Origin of the sequence: Paraphotobacterium marinum, from assembly GCF_002216855.1 — a bacterium.
GTDB classification, from domain to species: domain Bacteria; phylum Pseudomonadota; class Gammaproteobacteria; order Enterobacterales; family Vibrionaceae; genus Paraphotobacterium; species Paraphotobacterium marinum.
The window spans coordinates 663,543-686,562 of the sequence record NZ_CP022355.1; the positions used below are offsets into that span (position 1 = coordinate 663,543).

Below are 23,020 nucleotides of genomic sequence, written 5' to 3' on the forward strand. Positions count from 1 at the left end.
TCTAGTGTGATTGATGAAAATGATGTGATTTTATATATAAAAAATAATCCAGATTTTTTAGAGAAAAATATGGGCAAGTTTTTAGATCATGATTTTTATGTTGAAAGAGCTGATACTATTAATCTTACAAAATATCATTTAAAAATGCTTAGAAAAAAAAATAACCATTGTGAATCTATATTGAATAGTATTATCAATATAAACGATCATAATAATAAATTATCAAAAAAATATTTAAGGTTATATTCTGATTTGTATTTATGTACAAATAAAAATGAACTTCTTGAAAGGATTACAAAATTTTCATTAAATGTTAATTTAGAATTTAGGTATATTAAAAAACATCTAATTAAAAATAATTTTCTAAATGAGTTAAAATTTAATAATAATATTTTTTTAGGCACTGTAGACGCTAAAAACCTATATGAATTAATTGATACAACTAATCAATCAGATAAATATTCTGTAGCCATAATTCGTTTAGATAAACATGGCTACTTTCTTTTTAAAAGTTCAGATGTTGAGCATTTTAATTTATCTTTAGATCCAAGCAATTTAGAAAATTTAAAGATGCAGGTGGAGTTTCTATTAACGATTTTTAAAGATTCATAAGTTGAGGAATATATGGATAAAGAGCAAATGTTGGATTATTTTCTTAATTATTTAAAATATGAAAAAAATACTAGTATTCATACCCTAAAAAACTATAAACGAAACTTATTAGAAATAAAATTATTTTTTGAAAAAAATCATTTTGATTCTTGGCGTGATGTTGATGTTCATAAAGTTAGACAATTCGCATCATATTTAAAACGTAAGGGGTTAAAGTCTACAAGTATTTCTACAAAGCTTTCTAGTCTTAGAAGTTTTTTAAATTTTTTAGTTCATGAAGGATTTTTGGAAGTTAACCCAGCTATTAGTTTAAATTCTCCTAGAAAAGATAAATTGTTACCAAAGAATATTGAAGTTGATGAAATTAATAAATTACTCGCTTTCGAAAGTGATGACCCCCTATCTATCAGAGATAAAGCCATCATGGAATTAATGTATGGATCAGGTTTACGATTATCCGAAGTAGTTGCATTAAATCTTAGTGATCTGAATTGTAAAAATCATGAAATTAAAGTAATTGGTAAAGGTGATAAAGAAAGATTACTTCCATTTCAGGGACAGTCTCTGAAAGCAATGACAGAGTGGTTAAAATATAGAGATGATTTTGTAAATAACTTATCTAATGACGCTGTTTTTTTATCCAAGCAAGGTAAAAGAATCTCTCATAGAAGCATTCAAAAAAGATTATCTGAATGGGGGAAAAAGCAATCGCTTTCTAGTCATTTAAACCCTCATAAACTTAGACATAGTTTTGCTACTCATTTACTTGAATCAAGTAGGAACTTAAGAGCAGTACAAGAACTTTTAGGACATGCTAATTTATCAACTACTCAAGTATATACTCATCTAGATTTCCAGCATTTAGCTAGTGTTTACGATCAAGCACATCCTCGGGCTAAAAAAAGTAATAAAAAATGAATACTTTTAAAAAGTTAGATGAGTTTGAGGTTTTATCTTTCGATTTAGATGATACCCTTTATTGCAACAAAAAAGTCCTATTTAAAGCAGAGTTAGAATTATTTTACTGGTTAAATCACAATTTTAAAATAAGCAAGCAATATTATTTAGAAAATATATCGTTAATTAGAAAAAATTTTCTTGAAAATAATATGTTTAGAAATGATTTAACTTTATTTCGATTGAATTGTCTCATTATTTTGTTTGAAAAGTTAGGTTTCACAATCAAGAAATCCAAACTTGCAGCTCACAAAGCCTTAGAAATATTTTTGTTTTATAGAAACCAAATTGTGGTTGAAAGTGATATAATAAAACTTTTAAGCTCTTTGTCCATGAAATATATCCTTATATCCATAACAAATGGTAACCTTGATATTGGTCAAACAGTCTTAAATAAATTTTTTCAATATAATTATAAATCAGGTAAAGATGGTAGAGCTAAACCCAAAGCAGACATGTTTGAGCTTGCTATTAGTGAGTTAAATATTAAACCATCCAAAATACTTCATATTGGTGACAGTTACGTTGATGATGTAATTGGTTCTGTATCATGTTCGATGAAATCATGTTGGATAAATTTAAAACAAGAAAAATTAAATACAAATCATGTAATTACGCCTGACTTTGAAATTAAAAATATTTTAGAGTTAAAAAAAATTCTTTGATTCATTGGCTTTGGAAATAAATTTTATTGGATTTTAAAATTATGCAATCAGTAAATAATGTACTTAATAACTTAAATGAAAAGCAAAAAGAGGCAGTTACATGTTCAAAAGGAAATTACTTAATCCTTGCTGGCGCAGGGAGTGGAAAAACTAAGGTTCTAGTACATAGAATTTCATGGTTAATAAAAATCAACTTGTTAAATCTTCTTCAGTTATGGCAGTGACTTTTACTAATAAGGCTTCAAATGAACTTAATATAAGAGTTGGAAGTTTACTCTCTGAATCTAGATTAAATATATTTAGTGGTACTTTCCATGGACTTTGTCACCGTTTATTAAGAATTCATGCTAAAGAAGCTTGTTTAGATCCAAATTTTCAGATTATTGATGCTGATGATCAATTAAGGCTGTTAAAAAAAGTCATTAAAGGTATGAATTTAGATGAGAAAAAATGGAGTGCAAAGGAGGCTGCATGGTTTATCAATGGCCAAAAAGATGATGGTATTAGGCCAGGTCAAACGAATATAGATTTATCCTATTATGATTCAAAGTGGATGGATATTTATAAAGAATATCAAAATGTTTGTGAACGCTCTAGTCTTGTTGATTTTTCTGAGTTATTACTTCGAACATATGAGTTATTAGAAAAAAATGAAATGCTTAAAGAGCACTACCAAAGAAGATTCGAGTATATTTTTGTGGATGAGTTCCAAGATACGAGTAAATTACAATATAAATGGTTAAAGTCATTTTATAGTGGTCGTAATAGCGTCATGATCGTTGGTGACGATGACCAATCGATATATGGGTGGCGTGGAGCCAATATAGATAATATAAATATGTTTCTTAAAGATTTTTATGAAGTAGAAACTATTAAACTAGAACAAAATTATCGTTCAACAACTCATATTTTAAATGCTGCTAATAGTTTAATTAAGAATAATAACAAACGTCTTGGAAAAAACTTATGGACCGAAATGGATGATGGTGAGAAGATTTCCATCTATTCGGCGATTAATGATATTGACGAAGCAATTTTTGTTGTTGAGAAAATACAGTATTATATGAGCCTTAATATCAGGCCTAAAGATATAGCTATTTTATATAGAAGTAATATGCAATCAAGATTATTTGAAGATCAACTTTCTCAAGTTAAAATCCCTTATTATATTTATGGTGGAACAAGATTTTTGATAGAATGGAAATAAAGGATTGTATTGCATATTTAAGGATATTACAGAATAAAGATGATGATGCTTCAATTGAGCGAGTTCTTAATCGTCCGACAAGGGGGATTGGATTGAAGACAATTGAAAGTATAAGACTTGCTTCCCAAGCAAACAAAACTTCAATGTGGTCAACTATGATCGAATTTTGGATAATTCTGAAATATCATCACGAACTAAAGGAGTGATTGAAAGGTTTTTACAGTTAATCGTTGCCATGTCGAAAGAAGCAAGCTCTCTCTCACTTACTAATAAACTGAAACTTATAATTCAAAATACTGGCTTAAAAAATATGTATTTATCAGATAAATCAGATAAATCCGGTATGAGAGTCGAGAATATAGAAGAATTAGTTAATGCAGCTAAGCAGTTCGAGGCATCGCATGAGAATGAAAGTATGAATGTAACTAATGAATTTTTATCTTATGTATCCCTTGAAAGTGGGGAAGAAAAAACGAAGGCTTCAGATGATGCGATTCAAATGATGACTCTACATAGTTCAAAAGGTTTAGAGTTTAAAGTTGTTTTTTTAGTAGGTGTTGAAGAAGGTTTGTTTCCAAGTCCGCGAAGCCTCAATGAAAAATTACTTGAAGAAGAGCGTCGACTAGCCTACGTGGGAATAACAAGAGCGATGGATAAACTATTTTTATCTCATGCAGAATCTAGACGTATATATGGTAAAGAACAATATCATTTGCCTTCAAGGTTTATTGATGAAATTCCAGAGCATTGTATAGAAAATAGAGTGAATAACATAGATTCTTCAAATAATCTCGTTATTGATGTCGACCATCAAACAAAAAAATTTATGATTGGTGATAGAATAGAGCATCCTAAATTTGGCAAAGGCTATGTTCTTAACTTACAAGGTAATGATGATTTAGAAAAAATAGAGATTAACTTTGATTTCCTCGGTAGAAAATGGTTAATTTTAAGTTTGTGCAACATAAAAAAAATATAACTTTTTCCACAATTGCAGATCTATTCCGGATCAATGATCAGCTGGCTGTGTTTTTTTTAAGTAATTGAATTTTAATGTAATTAACATAAAAGATCTTTTTTTTTGGATTTCCGATTAAATTTTTGGCTTACTATTAACAAAGTTATCCACATGATTTAAGTTGAATTAAGAAAAATTTTATAAGAGTTTAATATGATAGAAAATAAATTAATTTTAGTAGACGGTTCATCTTATTTATATAGGGCATATCATGCTTACCCTAACTTTAGAAATAGTAAAGACTTTCCTACGGGGGCTATTTATGGCGTATTAAATATGTTAAAAAGTTTAATTAAACAATTTCCAAGTTATAAACTTATTGTGGTTTTTGATGCAAAAGGTAAAACTTTCAGAGACGATCTTTATCCTAGCTATAAAGCTAATAGAGAAAAAATGCCTTCAGACTTGAGTGTACAAATTCCTTTATTATTTGAAATTATAGAATTACAGAATATTGATTTAATATCCGTGAGTGGCGTAGAAGCAGATGATGTGATTGGAACTCTAGCTGTAAAAGCGGAGAAATTGGGTTATGAAGTAGTAATTAGCACCGGCGATAAAGATCTTGCACAGCTTGTGACTAATAAAGTCACTCTAATTAATACCATGACAAATGAAACATTAAATATCGAAGGTGTTAAGGCTAAATATGGTTTTGGACCTAATTTAATTATTGATTATTTGGCATTAATGGGTGATAGTTCAGATAATATTCCTGGAGTTCAAGGAGTTGGTGAAAAAACCGCTAAAAGCCTGCTAGCTGGAATTGGATCACTTGAAGATATATATAATAATCTTGAAAAGATAAAAGACTTAAACTTCAGAGGTTCTAAAACTTTAGCAAAAAAACTTGAACAAGAAAGAGATATGGCTCTATTATCGTATGAATTAGCAACTATAAAAATTGATGTTGAATTTGATGATAGCAATGTTTTTAACGCCAAAAGTCAAAAAAAGTCAAATAACCAAAAACAATTAAACGCTATTTATGAAGAGTTAAATTTTAAAAAATGGCTAGAAAATGAAGCTTCTTTCAATGAAACTACAATAGTCAAAAAAATTATAAATCTATAAATGATAATGAAGCATTTTCAAAGTTTTTAATTACAATCAGCGAATCTGATTTTTTTGCATTTGACACTGAAACGGATAGTTTAGATCCTTTTCAAGCAAATTTAGTGGGTATATCTTTTCTTTAGAAGACAACACGGGATATTACATTCCCTTGCAACATAATTTAATTGAAAATATTCAACTAGATCTTAATTATGTTTTGACTAATTTAAAAGGATTATTGGAATCACAGGATCATTGCATTATCGGACAAAATATAAAATATGATCGAAACGTTTTATTAAAATATGGAATTAACCTTTCTTCTAATATTAAGGATACAATGATCTTATCTCATGTTTTGGATAGTGTTTCTCGGAGACATAGTTTAGATTCCTTAGCACAAGAATATTTTAATTACAAAATGACTTCATATGAAGAAATTACAGGTAAGGGGAAAAATAAAATTAGTTTCGATCAGGTAGATATTGAAACTGCTACGAAATATGCATCAGAAGACGCGGATTTGACCTACCAGCTTTATTTTAAAATGTTAACAGAACTTGATAAAGACTCTGATTCATATAAATTATACGAGGAAATTGAGCTACCACTTATCAATGTTTTATCAAGAATGGAATATACAGGAGTTTTAATTGATTCACAGCTTTTGTTAGAGCAATCAAAGCAAATCCAGAAAGAGTTAGATGGTATAACACATAAAATTTTTGAGATTTCCCAAGAAAAATTCAACATTAATTCAACTAAGCAGCTCCAACGTATATTATTTGAAAAACTAGAACTTCCTATCATCAAAAAAACACCTACCGGAGCTGCGTCAACTAATGAAGAGGTTTTACAACAACTAGCTCTTGATTTTCCTTTGCCTAGATTAATATTAGAGTACAGAACTCTGTTCAAATTGAAAAGTACATATTTAGATAAATTACCTAAAATGGTCAATATAAAATCTGGTAGAATTCATACTTCTTATAATCAAATAGGAACAATTACGGGAAGGTTGAGTTCGAGTGATCCTAATTTACAGAATATACCTGTAAAAGGACAGAGAGGAAAAGATATTCGTAAAGCGTTTATTGCTGAAAAAGGAAACAAAATAGTTTCTATTGATTATTCGCAAATTGAATTAAGAATAATGGCACATCTTTCAGGTGATGAGTATCTAATGGATGCATTCCGCTCCGGTAAAGATATTCATAGCGCAACAGCAGCTGAAATATTTAATACTTCGATAGAATTAGTCGATTCAGATCAAAGAAGAAAAGCTAAAGCTATTAACTTTGGTTTAATTTATGGTATGAGTGCCTTTGGCTTATCTAAACAATTAGATATTACAAGAGCCGAAGCTCAAAAATATATTGATCTTTATTTTGAAAAATACTCTGGAGTTTTAAATTACATGAACAAAATAAAGGAAGATGCTAAAAGTAATTTATATGTCAAAACGTTGATGGGAAGAAAATTAAACATACCAGATATTACATCCAAAAATATGATGAAATTTAAAGCTGCAGAGAGAATGGCCATAAATGCACCAATGCAAGGAACTGCTGCTGATATTATAAAATTAGCAATGTTAAATATTGAACAGTATATCCAAAAAAACGATTTGTCATCAAATGTTAAAATGATTATGCAAGTTCATGATGAATTAATTTTTGAAATCAATACTGATATGGTAAATGAAGTATCATATCACCTTAAAAGTTTGATGGAAACAGCAGTAAAGCTTGATGTTCCTCTAATTGCAGATATGGGAATTGGCTTTAATTGGGGAGAGGCTCATTGATGCAGAGCTTCCTCCGATAGGTATTGATCATACCAACTATTGAGTATATTAATTGACTCTTCTATGCCTTGTTTTTTCAAGACAGAAAAAGGGACTATGTTTATGGCTTTGTTTTTAGGAAGATCATTTTTAACTCTTAAAAGTTGATTTTTTTGAGCACCTCTTTTAAATTTATCTGCCTTGGTCAGCAAAATTAAAATATTTAAATTACTCTCTAATGACCAGTCAATTAATTGTTTATCAAGTGGTTTTAAGGGATGTCGAATGTCCATTAAAATCACAATACCTTTCATAGCTTTTCTTTGTTGCATATATTCACCAAGAGATTTTTGCCACTCTTGCTTTACAGCTAATGGTACTTCTGCAAACCCATAGCCAGGCAAATCTATTAAACTTAAGTGGTTATTAACTTGAAATATATTTATTAATTGAGTTCTACCAGGGGTTTTACTGGATCTAGCTAAATTTTTTTGATCCGTGATTGCATTTAAAGCACTTGATTTACCAGCATTGGAACGTCCAGCGAAAGCGATTTCTAAACCTTCGTCAGTGGGCATATTGTAAATATTAGGTGCACTCAATAGAAATTTTGTTTGCCGAAAATCTAATTGATTAAATTTTGTTATTTTGGTCATGAGTTTTTATTAAAATTTACATTATCTTAAAGTTAGTACCATATTACATATTATAAGAATATAATAAATGGTTCTATATGAAAATAATATTATTACTGTCTTTATTTATTAGTTCAAGTTGTTTTTCAATTTCTAATATTGAAAAGGGAGAAAAATTAGCTCAACAGTGTGTGGCCTGTCACGGTCTAAAGGGCAATAAAATTATTGCTAATAATCCTGTTTTAGCAGGACAACATTATAAATACTTATTCAAACAATTAACAGAATTTAAGTTAGCAACTTCATCTCAAGGAAAGGAGGGTAGATCTAATCCAATCATGCAAGGAATTGTTCAAAATTTATCAACTCAAGATATGAAGGACTTATCCATGTATTTTTCTAAACAAAAAAAAATAACGGGTTTTGCTTCAAAGGAAGCTATCATTATAGCTGATAGTTTGTATAAAGGTGGTGATAAAACAAGAGGTATTGTTGCTTGCTTAGCATGTCATGGTCCAAGAGGAAATGGAACAAGTTTAACAGGGTTTCCAAGAATATCAGGTCAAAATATTGAATATACAAAACAACAATTATTATCTTTTAAATATGATAAAAGAAAAAATGATATGAATGGTATGATGAGAACAACAGTTAAAAACTTAACTGATGAAGAAATTTCAGCTTTAGCATCTTATTTGAATGGATTGTATTAAGTTTTATATTTAGGTTATAATTAATTGATATTTAAATAATCAAAATAAAGAAGTATATGACTAGAAGAAAAAAATCAAAAACGGGTGGTTTTCAAGAAGTCGTGGTTATGAAAAATAGAAATCGATTAGACTACGAGGGCCGTTTACGTAAAAAAGAAAATAAGAAAAAAGGGTTACGTCCAGGAAATAGAAATTCGCAAGAAAACATTACCAACAGTGATTTTAGGTTAAAAAAAGATCCCAGATTAGGAAGTAAAAAACCAATTTTATTGAACTTAAATGAGTCAAAAATTGATAGCCTTGATTATGATAAAGTTGAGAATGAACTGAAACAAATTGAAAATGATAATAAATTAAATATTTTATTAGATCGAATTGATAACGGAGAGAAGCTTGGAGAAGGTTTAACAGATTATGTTAATGAAAAGTTAAACCGTGCAGATGAATTGATTAAAATCTTAGAAGAAAATAAGTGATTTTTATTTAATTTTTAACTCTTTGATTTTCCTAGTAAGGGTGTTTCTACCCATCCCAAGTAAATTTGCAGCATTGATTTTATGGCCATTTGAATGCTTTAGGGCTGAATCGATTAAAACTTTTTCTAATTGATTAATATATTTACTGTAGATATTTTTGTTGCCTTCATCAAGGTGTTTTTTAATTGAAGTATAAAGTGATTCTTGCCAATTACTTGAAGCTTTATCAGTAATATTTGTATTATCAACATTATAAAATAAATCTGTTGGTAAATCTTCAACTTCAATTTGATCTCCAGATGTCATAACAATTAACCACCGACAAACATTTTCAAGTTGTCTAACATTTCCTTTCCAATTGACTGTTTGTAGTTTCAATAATGCTTTTTTTGTAAATTGTTTATTGGGCAAAGATAATTCTTTTGAAATCTTTTCAAGAAAGTAATTACATAGTAGAGGAATATCATCAATTCTTTCATTGAGAGATGGAAGATTAATTCTAATGACATTCAGTCGATGGAATAAATCCTCCCTAAAAAGGCCTTTTTTTATAAGATCCTCTAAATTTTGATGTGTTGCAGCAATTATTCTTACATCTACTTCAATTGTTTTTTTGCCTCCAATTTTATAGAATTTTTTATCAGATAAAACTCTCAAAAGTCTAGTTTGAATATCTAATGGCATATCACCTATTTCATCAAGAAATAAAGTACCCATATGAGCTTGTTCAAACCGACCAACTCGATCCGTAGTTGCTCCTGTGAAAGAGCCTTTTTCATGGCCAAAGAGTTCTGATTCTATTAACTCTTTTGGAATAGCTGCCATATTAAGAGCAATAAAATTAGAATTTGCTCTTGGACTATGTTTATGTATTGCTTTTGCGACCAATTCTTTACCAGTACCAGATTGTCCAGAAATTAATACAGAAATTGTTGTTTTGGATAACTTTCCAATTGCTTTAAAAACATTTTGAATTACGTGTGACTCCCCAATAATATCAGTTGTTAGGGAGGAAATTTTTTTTTCACTGTCTGAAGTGTTTGATAAGTTCACAGCTCTCTGTATTAGAAGGATAGCCTCATCAATATCAAAAGGCTTTGGAAGATAATCAAAGGCACCAAGTTTATAAGTGTTTACGGCTGTTTCTAAATCAGAATGAGCAGTCATTACTATAACAGGGATATTTACTGAAGAATTTTTTTTGATTGCTGTTAGTAATTCCAGTCCATTTATACCAGGCATCTTAATATCTGTGATGATAGCGTTGGGTTTTTCTTTAATAATTTCATCTAAAACCCTATGGCCACTTGGAAAAGTTCTACAGTTTAGCCCTGCTTCAGTGCATGTTTTCTCTAAAACCCATCTAATAGATTCGTCGTCATCTATAATCCAAACAGTTCCGTTCACATCAAACCTCTTTTTAATCACATGTTTAATAAATAGGTAAATAAATAGAAAAAGTTGTTATACCATGAGAACTTTTTGCTTCAATTTTACCCTTATGTTGAATAATTATATTATTAGCAATTGATAATCCAAGCCCTGTACCTCCATCTCTTCTGGTAACCATAGGGTAAAATAAAGTACTTTTAATTTCATCAGGGATTCCTTCACCAAAGTCGATAACATCAATTTGTATAGTTAGTTTATATTGTATATCCTGAACTATAAATTGGTGTAGAATTCTAGTTTTAATAATTACTTTACCAATATTTTTAGATGCATGACATGCATTTGATAAAATATTAAAGAACACTTGCTGTATAGATTCTTTTTGTATTTTTAGGTTAGGTAAACTTGGATCATAGTCACGTTGAAATGTAATATTATTCTGTTCATCTAGTTCTAAAACCTGTAGAACTTTTTCTATAATGATATGGATGTTGATTACTTCATATGTCTCAACTTTTTGAGGACCCAAAAGCTTATCAACAATAGATGTAAGCCTGTCTGATTGCTCAATAATCATTTGGATATATTCATCATTACTTGAATTGTTAAGTTTTTTTCGTAGTAATTGGGCAGCTCCTCTTAGACCAGCTAGGGGGTTTTTAATTTCATGAGCTATTCCTCGAATAATTTCCTTAGAAATATTAAATTGAGTTTGGTTTTCTATTTTACCCAAATCACGATAAAAATCTTGAGGCCTAATTTCAAGAAGATATTGAGAGGAGTTAAAAGGATTAATAGTTAATTCTACAGTAATATTGTTCAAAAATGAGTGAAGTGAAATATCACTAATATGAATTATTTTGTTAAAGTTATTAGAAAGTTGTTGCGAGTCGAAGTTTATTGGAAATTGAGGGAAAAATTTAAAAATATTTTTCCCTTCAATTTTTTTTTTATTAAGTCCAAATAGCTTGCTGCATGCATTATTAGTAAAACTAATATTTAATTGAGCATCTAAGACAGCAATGGCAGTTGTTATATTGTTTAATATCGCACTATCAAGACTCATGTTGTGTTTGTATTATTATTTTTTTAAACAGAATAGTACATTTCGAACTCAACTGGATGAGTCGTCATGTTCAAGTGCTCAACATCTTGATATTTTAAGTCAATATAAGAGTCAATAAAATCATCAGAAAATACATTACCTTTAGTCAAAAATTCTCTGTCTTTGTCTAATGCAGCCAATGCCTCTTCTAAAGAAGTTGCAACCTGTGGTATTCCAGATGCTTCTTCAGGTGGTAAATCATAAAGATCCTTATCCATCGCATCACCAGGATGTATTTTGTTTTGAATTCCATCAAGACCAGCCATTAACATAGCTGCAAAACAAAGATATGGATTTGCAGTTGGATCACCAAAACGTACTTCAATTCTTCTAGCTTTAGGAGAAGGGACCACTGGAATTCTTATCGAAGCTGATCTGTTTCTTGCTGAATAAGCTAACATTACAGGAGCTTCGAAACCTGGGATGAGACGTTTATATGAATTAGTTGATGCATTGGCAAAGGCATTTATAGCTTTGGCATGTTTAATTATACCACCGATGTAGAATAGTGCAGTTTCAGATAAACCACCATATTGGTCGCCTGCAAAAATATTTTCACCATTTTTAGCCAAAGATTGATGTACGTGCATTCCTGAGCCATTGTCTCCAACAAGTGGTTTCGGCATAAATGTAGCAGTCTTTCCAAATGCATGAGCAACGTTATGAACTACATACTTATATATTTGAATTTCGTCAGCTTTGTTGGTTAATGTATTAAATTTAGTTGCAATTTCATTTTGGCCACCAGTTGCTACTTCGTGATGATGAGCTTCAACCACTAATCCCATTTCTTCCATAATCAAGCTCATTGCTGAACGAATATCTTGTGATGAATCAACTGGAGGAACAGGGAAATAACCACCTTTAACTCCAGGTCGGTGTGCTTTATTTCCACCATCATAATCTTTATTAGAATTCCAAGCCGCTTCATATTCATCAATACTGAAGGAACAACCTGACATGTCATTTTTGTATTTTACACTATCAAAAAGAAAAAACTCGGGCTCTGGTCCTAAAAAAACAGAATCTGCGATACCTGTAGAAACCATATAATCTTCAGCATTTTTGGCTATTGATCTAGGGTCTCGCTCATAACCTTGCATTGTGGATGGTTCTAAAATATCACATCTAAGATTAAGAGTGGCCTCTTCTGTAAATGGATCTAACACGGCTGTTTCAGCATCTGGCATTAAAACCATATCTGATTCATTTATTCCTTTCCAACCAGCTATAGATGAACCATCAAACATTTTACCTTCCTCAAAAAAATCGGAATCGATTTGATGAGAAGGAATAGATACATGTTGCTCTTTACCTTTTGTATCAGTGAATCTTAAATCAATAAACTTAACTTCATGATCTTTTATCATACTTAAAACATTTTCGACAGACATGATTTTATCTCTCCAGTAATAAACTAATTTTAATTATAAAAAGTACGTGATAAAACTCGCAATATGTAACTTGTCATTATTGAAGATTTTAATGCTCATTAGAACAAAAAATATACAATAACCTTTAATATGCACCATATCAGTGCTTTTCTGCCCTAATTTGGGTTGATTTTACATGTATATTATTACGATGATTAACATCCAAAATCAATACAAAAAAAAAATTGATAATTAAAGGTGATTTATATCACACAGAGTTACAATTTTAAGGTAAAATAGTTAAATATCGTATTTTTATTTGAAGAAATTTACATTTTATTACAACAAAGTAGAAAAATTATGTCTAATTTACAAATCGAAAAATTGAGAAACATAGCAATTATTGCTCACGTTGATCATGGTAAAACAACATTAGTTGATAAGTTATTACAGCAATCAGGAACACTTCAATCAAGAGGTGAGTTAGAAGACAGAGTCATGGACTCTAATGACATTGAAAAAGAAAGAGGTATAACTATATTAGCCAAAAATACCGCTATTAATTGGAAGGACTATAGAATAAATATTGTAGACACTCCTGGACATGCTGATTTTGGTGGCGAAGTTGAACGAATTATGTCTATGGTTGATTCAGTTCTTCTGATTGTAGATGCTGTTGATGGACCAATGCCTCAAACTAGATTTGTAACTCAAAAAGCATTTGCCCATGGATTAAAGCCAATCGTTGTTATCAATAAAGTAGATAGACCTGGAGCTAGACCTGATTGGGTTATGGATCAGGTTTTCGATTTATTTGATAATTTAGATGCAACTGATGAACAACTTGATTTTAAAGTTATTTATGCATCAGCACTTAATGGATGGGCATCTTGTGAAGAAGGTGATGAAGGAACAGACATGGAGCCTTTATTCAATGCAATTGTTGATAATGTTAGCCCTCCTAATGTAAATGTTGATGGACCTCTCCAAATGCAAATTTCTCAATTAGATTATAATTCTTATGTTGGAGTAATTGGTGTAGCTAGGATTTCTCGTGGAACCGCAAAACCTAATCAGCAAGTTACAATTATTGGTGCCGATGGCAGTCAAAGAAATGCAAAAATTGGTACAGTTCTTGGTTATTTGGGGCTAGAAAGGAATGAAATCAATGAAGCAAGCGCAGGTGATATAATAGCCGTTACTGGTCTTGGTGATCTAAAGATTTCTGATACAGTCTGTGATCCTAATATGGTAGAGGCACTGCCTTCTCTAAGCGTAGACGAACCAACTGTTACCATGACATTTCAGGTCAATACATCACCATTTGCTGGTAAAGAAGGAAAATATGTTACTTCAAGAAATATCTTAGAAAGATTAGAGAAAGAACTCGTACATAATGTTGCTCTGAGAGTTGAAGAAACTGACGATCCTGATAAATTTAAAGTTTCTGGTAGAGGTGAGCTTCACTTGTCTATTTTAATTGAGAATATGAGGCGTGAGGGTTATGAGCTTGCTGTATCGAGACCAGAAGTAATATTAAAAGAAGAAAATGGCACTTTGATGGAGCCCTTTGAAACTGTGACTATAGATGTGCTTGAAGAGCATCAAGGTAGCATAATGGAGAATATTGGTCTTAGAAAAGGCGAATTAAAAGATATGTCTCCAGATGGTAAAGGTAGAGTGAGAATGGACTTTATTATGCCCTCAAGAGGTTTAATAGGATTTCAAACAGAATTTTTAACGCTTACATCAGGTTCTGGTTTGCTTTACCATACGTTTGATCATTATGGCGTACATAAAGGAGGGCAGATTGGTCAAAGAAATAATGGTGTTTTAATTTCAAATGCAACTGGAAAAGCTTTGACATATGCCTTATTTAATCTACAAGAAAGAGGTAGATTGTTTACTGAACATGCTGATGAAGTTTACGAAGGACAAATAATTGGAATTCATAATCGTTCAAATGATTTAACAGTTAATTGTTTAAAAGGAAAACAACTTACTAATGTTAGAGCTTCTGGAACGGATGATGCTTTGATTCTTACTCCAGCTATCAAATACACTTTAGAACAAGCTCTTGAATTTATAGATGATGATGAGCTAGTTGAAGTAACTCCAGAAAGCATTCGTATCAGAAAAAAACATTTGACTGAAAATGATCGTAAAAGAGCATCTAGAGCGGCTAAATAATTGTGATTGGATTAATTCAAAGGGTCGCAAAAGCAGAAGTTCAGATCAATGGAGCCAATCATTGCTCTATTGATCAAGGTATTGTTATTTTACTTGGTATAGAAGTTGAAGACTCGATTGATACAGTTGATAGGATGATTCACAAAATTATTAACTATAGAATTTTTTCCGATGAAAATAAAAAAATGAATTTGAGTCTACAAGATATAAATGGACATTTATTAGTTGTACCTCAATTTACTTTATCTGCAAATACAAAAAAAGGCTTAAGACCAAGCTTTAAGTCTGTACCAGTAGATTTTTCTAAAAATCTTTTTGAAAACTTTGTGTTAAGAGCAAAGGATAAATTAGATAATGTTAAGTCAGGCGTGTTTGCTGCAGATATGCAAGTATCATTAGTTAATGATGGGCCAGTCACGTTTTGGATTCATATATAAATTATTTACAAAAAAAGCCAATAGGCTTTTTTTGTAATAAAATTATAAAGTTGGACCAAACTGTTTTAAATATTTACCACTCTCTGAATCCTCAAACTTTTCAAAATTTTTAATAAATTTCTTCGCAAGATTTTTTGCTTTAGATTCCCAATGTTCTTTTGTGTCATAGCATGCTCTTGGATCTAGGATATCAACCTGAAGTTCTCCAATATGGTGAGGATACTCAAGATTAAAGAAGGGAATCTTTGACGATGGATTATCGTGTATGCTTCCATCTAAAATAGAATCAACAATTTTTCTTGTATTCTTTATTGAAATTCTGCTGCCTTTCCCATTCCAACCAGTATTAACTAAGTAACATTGAGCATTATTTAAGTCAATTCTTTTTGACAAAACCTCAGCATATTTCGTTGGATGTAGGGTAAGGAATGCCGCACCAAAACAAGAAGAAAAGGTTGGAGTTGGTTCAGTCACTCCTCGTTCTGTCCCAGCTAGTTTAGATGTAAATCCAGATAAAAAATGATATAAAGCTTGTTCCTTAGTTAAAATTGATACAGGTGGCAGAACCCCAAACCCATCAGCAGATAGAAGTATAATTTTATTGGCATTTCTCCCTCTTGACAATGGTTTAACGATATTTTCAATATGATAAATTGGGTAAGAAACACGAGTATTTTCTGTAATACTTGAGTCATCGTAGTCGACTGCACTTTTGTTTAAAACTACATTCTCTAAAAGAGCATCTTTTCTTATTGCATTATAAATATCCGGCTCATCTTCGGGAGAAAGATTTATTGTTTTAGCATAACATCCGCCCTCAAAGTTGAAGATCCCATCATCATCCCAACCATGCTCATCATCGCCTATGAGTGCTCTTTTTGGATCTGTTGAAAGTGTTGTTTTGCCTGTACCGGATAAACCAAAAAAGATTGCCACTTCACCGTTTGAACCTTGATTAGCGGAGCAATGCATTGATGCAATATTTTTTAAAGGCAAGTAATAATTCATCATGGCAAAAATCCCTTTTTTCATTTCGCCTCCGTACCACGTTCCGCCAATAATTTGCATTCTCTCTGTTAAGTTAAACATGGTAAAATTTTCAGAATTTAATCCCTGCTCTTTCCAATGTTTATTAGTACATTTTGAAGCATTTAAAACAATAAAATCAGGTTCAAATGTTTCTAACTCATCTTCTGTTGGTCTTATAAACATATTTTTGACAAAATGTGCTTGCCATGCAACTTCAGTAACAATTCTCACATTTAGACGAGAGCTTTTATTTGCACCGCAGTAACCATCTATAACGTAAAGCACTTTATTACTAAGCTGAGATACTACTTGTTTCTTTACATTTATCCACGTCGATGGAGGTATTGGTTTGTTATCATTGGGGCTATTAGGGGAGTTCCACCAAATAGTATCCTTTGTAATCTTATCATTTACAATATATTTGTCCTTTGGTGATCTTCCAGTAAAAACACCAGTTTTAACAGCAATGGCTCCAGAATCAGTCACAAAGCCTTTTTCATATCCATTTAAACTTGGAGACGTTTCATGCTGATATAATAAGTCGTAGCTTGGATTGTGGTATATTTTTGTACTATTTGTAATCCCATACTTTTCTAAGTCAATGACTGATTTTTTTTGCGCTGTAGCCATAATAGTCCTTTAGTTAAGATTTCATTTAACATATTGGAATCTTAACTTTTAATAGAACTTATTTTTGCGTGTGACTCAGCATTTATGAAATTTTTAGTAGATTAAAGTTAGTTTAATGTGAAATAAATAACTGTTCTATCTTATCTTTGTCGAAGTAATATTCTTTACCACAATACTCACAAATTATACTAATTTTCCCTTGTTCAGACAAAATTTTGTTTGCTTCTTCCAAACCCAGTGACCTAACTACGGTATCACTTTTATCTTGGGAACACCCACAGTTAAAAGAAATAGCTTCAGATTCAAAGACTTTTACCTTTTCTTGATTAAATAATCTATATAAAATATCATTTGGAGATAACTCGAAGATCTCATCGTTTTTGATTGTGTTAGCTAATGTCAGAACATGTTCAAAAGAATTAAGATCTGTTGTAATATCTGAATCTGAGTTGCTAGGTAATTTTTGTAGCAATATACCAGCAAGATTATTTATATTAGCATCAACCCTTATAATTAAATCTGTATCTATTTGCTCTGATTGAAGAAAATATTGTTTGATGCAATCAGATAAACTATCTTTATCTAATGCTATTACACCCTGATATTTCTCACCTTGATCAGGTTCAATACTGACAATTAATTGTGCATCTCCCAGTAATTGTTTGAAAGACATGTCTTTTTTGATTAACTTCGTATCGTATCGAGCTGTTCCTTTGTTGATAAAATTATTTGTGGTATTAATGACAGCAAGATTTAGTGGACCGTTACCTTGTATTTGAGTAGTTATTTTTCCTTTAAACTTTAAAGTAGCAGCCATTAGATTAGTTGCGATAAAAAGTTCTCCTAATATTTTTTTTACTGGTTGAGGATAATTTTTGTGTACCGTGAACTCTTCAAACACTTTATTGACTTGAATGATTTCACCTTTTATTTGATGATTTAAAAATACAAATTTTGTTAATGACTCTTGCATTTCTTTTACCTATTTATTGGATTGATCTTTTTTAAATTCTATTATGTTACGTCTCTGCTTTTTATTCGGTTTAGTTTGAGATGGAATAAAGCACTGTTTATTAATTTGGTAATTTTTATTTTGGTTTAATCTTCCAATTATACTTTCATCAGTTTCTTGATATAACGCTTGAGCTTGAGAATAGTTTCTTCTTACATCAGAAAGCATCAAAACTTTAACTGTGTATGATACATGACCTTTTTTTATTGTTATTAATGCGCCCATTTCAACTTGTTTACTAACCTTTGCATGATGGTTGTTATACAAAACACGTCCTTTTGATATTTCTTGTTTTGCAATAGCTCTGGTTTTAAAAAACCTTGATGCCCATAACCATTTATCTAATCTGACTTGTAACTCAGAATCTTGATTTGACATTTACTATAGCCATAATTTTAAGTTTAATGAGAAGTATATCATAATTTAGTCTAAATTGACTCAATGATCGTATATTTGAACTAAAATTAAAGTTTAAAAGACTAATCTATATTTTCATGAATAAACGTATATTCAATATTTTATATTATATAACCCTCATATTTTTTGTTGTAGCAATATCATGGTTATTAGGTAAAAGTCTATCTAATTTTTTTGTTGAATCAGAAAATAGTCAATTTGTATCAGATAATGTTAATCAAGATAATCAAGGAAACACTTTGCAATCTCCTAAATTATCATCATTATTTAGTATGGTCAAAGCACCCATAAAACCAAACAATAACATTATAAAAAAATCAAGAAGTGGAGCTAAACTGACAGGTATAGTTATTTCTACACTTAAAAACAACAGTTTAGTTGTAATTGATTATAAAGGAAATCAGGATGCTTATGGTGTTAACGAAACAGTTAAGGGCTCACGCATTAAAGTCACTGATATTTATCCCGATAAAATATACATAAGCAACAATGGTGTAAAGGAATATATTGATTTTGAATCAAGAAATAATGCTTCAAATATCCCAAAATCTACTAAAATTCTGAAAAAGAATGATCAGTTACAAAAAATAGCATCTATGGATAGAACAAAAATAAAACCTAGTACTATATTACAGTATATAAGAATGTCGCAAGTGATTCGCGATGGAAAACTTGTTGGGTACCGGCTTAGACCAGGTGTGAAAAAAGATTTTTTCTATTCAGTGGGATTGAGAGACAATGATTTGGCTATATCCTTAAATGGATTTGATCTGACTGAGCCTATTGTAATGACTAAATTAAGAGAAGAACTGTTAAATGCATCAAGCTTCAATGTTACAGTTCAAAGGGATGGGCAACTTCATGATATATTTGTTGAATTATAATAAGTATAAATTAACATTAATTTTTATTATATTATTGTTTTTTTCGTCTTTCATAAACTCTGAAACATTTAATGCAACATTTAAAAATGTTAATATTCAAGAGTTTATAAGTACAGTAGGAAGAAATTTAAATAAGACAATTATATTAAGCCCAAATATTAAAGGGACGGTCAACGTCAAAAGCTATGATCCACTTGATAGACAACAGTACTATCAATTTTTTTTGAATGTTTTAGATGTTTATGGTTATGCAGCCATTAAAGTAGATGAAAATATTTTAAAAATAGTCAGAGATAAAGATGCAAAAGTGGATGCTGTACCAGTAAACTCAGGAGCTATCGGTGATGAAGTTGTAACTCGTATCGTTCCTGTACATAATATTCCCGTTAAAGAGCTTTCCCCACTACTCAGACAGTTAAATGATAATGCTGGTTCAGGTAATGTCGTTCATTATGAGCCTTCAAATGTGATAATGCTTACAGGAAGGGCCTCAGTTGTCAAAAAACTAACAAAAATAATTCAACAAGTTGATCAGACTGGTGACAATGAAGTTGAAGTTGTCCCTTTGCGTAATGCTTCCGCCTCAGAAATGGTGAGGATAATTGATGCACTCAATAAAAGTAAAACCTCAAAAAATACACCTATGTATTTGAAACCAGTTATTGTTGCGGATGATAGAACGAATGCTGTGCTCCTATCAGGAGATAAAAAAGTAAAATATAGGTTAAGAAAACTGATTTATCAATTAGATAGGGAAATGGCTACGACTTCCAATAATCAGGTGATTTATTTAAAATATGCAAAGGCAGAGGAGGTTGCTAAGGTTCTTCAAGAGGTTTCAGATAACATTACCATTGAAAAAATAAGCTTGCTGGAAATAAAGGCTCATCTGGTAGTCGAAATAAAATTAAAATTTCTTTTCATGCAGATACAAATTCTGTTGTCATCACTGCAAATCCAGAAACTATGAAACAGCTGAAAAGTATTGTTGCTCAACTTGATATTAGAAGAGCTCAAGTCCATGTTGAGGCTTTAATTGTTGAGTTGGATGAAAATTCATTGAAGGAGCTGGGTGTACAAATGGGTGCAACTCAAGGAAGTTTTACTCAGTTCAGTAGCGGAGCCAATAGTCTACCTTTTGTGAATTATTATATTGGGGCAGAGGCACTAAATAATGGAGATAATGGTGTAGCAGCAGCTACACTTGGATCAGCAAGAGGTTTGGTTTTAGGAGGTGTATGGAATGACTGGGCTGTTGTTTTAAATGCACTACAGCAAACTTCAAATTCCAATATTATTTCGGCGCCTAACTTTACTGTATTAGATAATGCTGAAGGAGTTATTTCTGTTGGAGAAGAAGTCCCTATATTAACAGGACAAACACTTAGTGATGATAATAGTAACCCATTTAATACTTTTGAAAGAAAAGATGTAGGTACAAAGTTAACTGTTACACCACAAATTAATGAAGGTGACTCGGTACAACTAAAACTTGAACAAGAAATTCTTAGAGTTGTTCAATCTAACGCTAGTGTTGGCCTTCAAACATTTAGAACAAAGAAACTTTCAACATCGGTTTTAATCAAAAGTGGATCCATGATTGTCCTAGGGGGATTAATTGAAGATAGGGAAGTTGATTCTAATCAAAAAGTACCAGTTTTAGGAGATATACCTGTTTTAGGTGCATTATTTAGAGGAAGCAACTCATCCAAAACAAAAGAAAACACTATGATTTTCTTAAAACCAACTATCATTAGGGATGATATTAGCGCAGATGGCCTAGCACAACGAAAATATAATTACTTAAGAGCAGATCAATTATACAATCAAGTTTTCAACGATAGTATCTTGAAACAAAAAATTCTGATATGGTTTTGGGTGAATTTTCAACTGCTGGCGATGTAGAGCTTCCTGAAGAAATAAGACTTTTTATGACATATGCTAAGGATAATTAACAATGACTTTTCATATCAATTATCAACAAGCTAAAAACTTAAAGTTATTATTTCATAATGTTGATGAAAAGTTGATATTAACCTATTGTAGTAATTTAAATTTAAACATCATACAAGAAATAAATCGTGTGATAGTTAAAGATTTTGAAGTAAAAAAAATTACTCCAGAAGATTTCGATGAGTTACTATCTGAAGTCTATCAAAATGGAAGCGATGACTCTTCTTCAATAATTGCATCTATCGATGATGAGCGACAAGACATTTTTTCTTTAGTAGATGATATGCCTGTGGCTGAGGATTTATTGGAAGGTGATGATGATGCGCCAATAATAAAATTGATTAATGCATTGCTACTGGAAGCAATTAATGAAAAGTCATCAGATATTCATATTGAAACTCACGAAGATAAAATTAATATTCGCTTTAGAGTGGATGGGGTTTTAAAAGATGTTTTAAAACCGAATAGAAAATTATCGGCACTTCTTATATCTAGAATTAAAATTATGGCTAAACTAGATATCTCTGAAAAAAGAGTTCCTCAAGATGGAAGAGTTTCTCTTCTCATTGGAGGGAAAAATGTTGATGTCAGAGTTTCTAGTTTACCATCATCTCATGGAGAAAGAATAGTTCTGAGACTCTTAGATAAATCCGCAATTAAGTTAAACTTAGGTTCTCTTGGAATGACTGAAGAAAATAGTCAATCTTTTAAAGATGCTTTATTAAAGCCACATGGGATTTTGTTAGTAACAGGTCCGACTGGTTCTGGGAAATCAACTACTTTATACGCCGGTATCCAAGAAATAAATAGTAATGAAAAAAATATTATGACAGTTGAGGATCCAATTGAGTTTGACTTAAATGGAATTAATCAAACGCAGGTAAACTCGAAAGTTGATATGACTTTCGCTAGAGGACTGAGAGCAATTTTAAGGCAAGATCCAGATGTTGTGTTGGTTGGAGAAATTAGAGATAAAGAAACAGCAGATGTGGCTATTCAAGCATCTTTAACTGGTCACCTGGTTTTAAGTACTCTCCATACGAATACTGCTGTGGGTGCTGTAACTAGATTAAAAGATATTGGAATACCTTCTTTTTTAATATCAACTTCTTTGTTAGGTGTAATTGCACAAAGACTCGTGAGAACTCTTTGCCAGCATTGTAAGAAACCAGTTGAAGCAAATTATGACCAATTAAAACAGTTAGGGAAAAACAACAGTGATAAAGTTCTCATTTATCAACCTTTAGGATGTGATAAATGCAATTTTAAAGGATACTCAGGACGGACGGGAATACATGAATTTTTTTTAAATGATCCTAATATTTCAAAACTAATAAATGATGAAGCAGATGAACAAAAAATTATAGAATACATTAGACAGACCCATCCTTCATTACAGACAGATGCTGTAGACAAAGTCTTGCAAGGAATCACATCTCTCGAAGAAATACTTCGTGTGGTAAGGGATTAACT

Annotated in this window: 18 protein-coding genes and 3 pseudogenes; 14 read left to right on the plus strand and 7 right to left on the minus strand. The window is 31.0% G+C overall.

From position 1 onward, the window contains the following. Positions 1–6 precede the first annotated feature (6 nt). The 6 genes and pseudogenes from CF386_RS03580 (at position 7) to polA (ending at position 7,322) form a co-directional block, all read left to right on the plus strand. Positions 7–612 carry a DUF484 family protein gene (locus tag CF386_RS03580; protein ID WP_089073087.1) on the plus strand — a complete coding sequence of 202 codons (606 nt, stop codon included), beginning with the start codon at positions 7–9 and terminating at the stop codon, positions 610–612. A 12-nt stretch (positions 613–624) separates the two neighbouring features. Beyond that, positions 625–1,530, plus strand: coding sequence for a tyrosine recombinase XerC (gene xerC / locus CF386_RS03585; RefSeq protein ID WP_089073088.1), 906 nt, complete (start codon positions 625–627; stop codon positions 1,528–1,530). Further along, positions 1,527–2,234, plus strand: coding sequence for an HAD-IA family hydrolase (locus CF386_RS03590; protein ID WP_089073089.1), 708 nt, complete (start codon positions 1,527–1,529; stop codon positions 2,232–2,234). Before xerC ends, CF386_RS03590 begins: the two co-directional genes overlap by 4 nt. Positions 2,235–2,275: 41 nt before the next feature. Beyond that, positions 2,276–3,647, plus strand: a pseudogene (locus tag CF386_RS12975) (UvrD-helicase domain-containing protein). Next, positions 3,608–4,420, plus strand: a complete 813-nt coding sequence (locus CF386_RS12980) for a 3'-5' exonuclease (RefSeq protein WP_225971714.1) — start codon at positions 3,608–3,610, stop codon at positions 4,418–4,420. Before CF386_RS12975 ends, CF386_RS12980 begins: the two are co-directional and overlap by 40 nt. A gap of 192 nt (positions 4,421–4,612) precedes the next feature. Further along, a pseudogene (polA, locus tag CF386_RS03600) lies at positions 4,613–7,322 on the plus strand (DNA polymerase I). On the opposite strand, the gene yihA reads toward polA, so the two are convergent. Continuing rightward, entirely contained in the window at positions 7,316–7,957 is a 642-nt protein-coding gene (gene yihA, locus CF386_RS03605) for a ribosome biogenesis GTP-binding protein YihA/YsxC (RefSeq protein WP_089073090.1), read from the minus strand. The pseudogene polA and the gene yihA overlap by 7 nt on opposite strands. Positions 7,958–8,034: 77 nt before the next feature. Here yihA and CF386_RS03610 point away from each other — a divergent pair, with 77 nt between their 5' ends. Continuing rightward, complete coding sequence (locus CF386_RS03610) at positions 8,035–8,649, plus strand: c-type cytochrome (RefSeq protein WP_089073091.1); 615 nt, start codon at positions 8,035–8,037, stop codon at positions 8,647–8,649. A gap of 56 nt (positions 8,650–8,705) precedes the next feature. After that, entirely contained in the window at positions 8,706–9,125 is a 420-nt protein-coding gene (gene yihI / locus CF386_RS03615; RefSeq protein ID WP_089073092.1) for a Der GTPase-activating protein YihI, read from the plus strand. 3 nt (positions 9,126–9,128) lie between these two features. Here yihI and glnG read toward each other — a convergent pair whose 3' ends face one another. From glnG to glnA, 3 genes are read right to left on the minus strand one after another with little or no spacing between them, the layout of a single operon-like run. Then, a complete protein-coding gene (gene glnG, locus CF386_RS03620) occupies positions 9,129–10,532 on the minus strand; it encodes a nitrogen regulation protein NR(I) (RefSeq protein ID WP_089073093.1) in 1,404 nt (467 codons plus the stop codon). Positions 10,533–10,557: 25 nt separating this feature from the next. Beyond that, the gene (glnL, locus tag CF386_RS03625) at positions 10,558–11,583 is read right to left on the minus strand and encodes a nitrogen regulation protein NR(II) (protein WP_089073094.1); all 1,026 of its coding nucleotides are present in this window, start codon (positions 11,581–11,583) and stop codon (positions 10,558–10,560) included. Positions 11,584–11,606: 23 nt separating this feature from the next. Continuing rightward, entirely contained in the window at positions 11,607–13,016 is a 1,410-nt protein-coding gene (gene glnA / locus CF386_RS03630) for a glutamate--ammonia ligase (protein WP_089073095.1), read from the minus strand. A gap of 339 nt (positions 13,017–13,355) precedes the next feature. On the opposite strand from glnA, the gene typA reads away from it, so the two are divergent. Then, positions 13,356–15,185 (plus strand): translational GTPase TypA, encoded by a 1,830-nt coding sequence (gene typA, locus CF386_RS03635; RefSeq protein WP_089073096.1) that lies wholly within the window; start codon positions 13,356–13,358, stop codon positions 15,183–15,185. A 2-nt stretch (positions 15,186–15,187) separates the two neighbouring features. Then, a complete protein-coding gene (gene dtd, locus CF386_RS03640; protein ID WP_089073097.1) occupies positions 15,188–15,622 on the plus strand; it encodes a D-aminoacyl-tRNA deacylase in 435 nt (144 codons plus the stop codon). 42 nt (positions 15,623–15,664) lie between these two features. Here the strand turns inward: dtd and pckA are convergent, their stop codons facing one another. From pckA to CF386_RS03655, 3 genes are all read right to left on the minus strand, one after another. Continuing rightward, positions 15,665–17,281, minus strand: coding sequence for a phosphoenolpyruvate carboxykinase (ATP) (gene pckA / locus CF386_RS03645; RefSeq protein WP_089073098.1), 1,617 nt, complete (start codon positions 17,279–17,281; stop codon positions 15,665–15,667). A gap of 112 nt (positions 17,282–17,393) precedes the next feature. Then, positions 17,394–18,254 carry an Hsp33 family molecular chaperone HslO gene (gene hslO, locus CF386_RS03650; protein WP_089073099.1) on the minus strand — a complete coding sequence of 287 codons (861 nt, stop codon included), beginning with the start codon at positions 18,252–18,254 and terminating at the stop codon, positions 17,394–17,396. A 9-nt stretch (positions 18,255–18,263) separates the two neighbouring features. After that, positions 18,264–18,671, minus strand: a complete 408-nt coding sequence (locus CF386_RS03655) for an RNA-binding S4 domain-containing protein (protein WP_089073100.1) — start codon at positions 18,669–18,671, stop codon at positions 18,264–18,266. A gap of 116 nt (positions 18,672–18,787) precedes the next feature. Between CF386_RS03655 and gspC the strand changes: the two genes are divergently transcribed. From gspC to gspE, 4 genes and pseudogenes are all read left to right on the plus strand, one after another. Continuing rightward, entirely contained in the window at positions 18,788–19,594 is an 807-nt protein-coding gene (gene gspC, locus CF386_RS03660; RefSeq protein ID WP_089073101.1) for a type II secretion system protein GspC, read from the plus strand. Then, positions 19,527–20,564 carry a secretin N-terminal domain-containing protein gene (locus CF386_RS12985; protein WP_225971715.1) on the plus strand — a complete coding sequence of 346 codons (1,038 nt, stop codon included), beginning with the start codon at positions 19,527–19,529 and terminating at the stop codon, positions 20,562–20,564. The genes gspC and CF386_RS12985 overlap by 68 nt, the downstream gene beginning before the upstream one ends. Continuing rightward, positions 20,540–21,421, plus strand: a pseudogene (locus tag CF386_RS12990) (type II secretion system protein GspD); the annotation flags it as partial. The gene CF386_RS12985 and the pseudogene CF386_RS12990, both read left to right, overlap by 25 nt. A 130-nt stretch (positions 21,422–21,551) precedes the next feature. Beyond that, positions 21,552–23,018, plus strand: a complete 1,467-nt coding sequence (gspE, locus tag CF386_RS03670) for a type II secretion system ATPase GspE (RefSeq protein ID WP_089073102.1) — start codon at positions 21,552–21,554, stop codon at positions 23,016–23,018. The last annotated feature ends 2 nt before the right edge of the window (positions 23,019–23,020 follow it).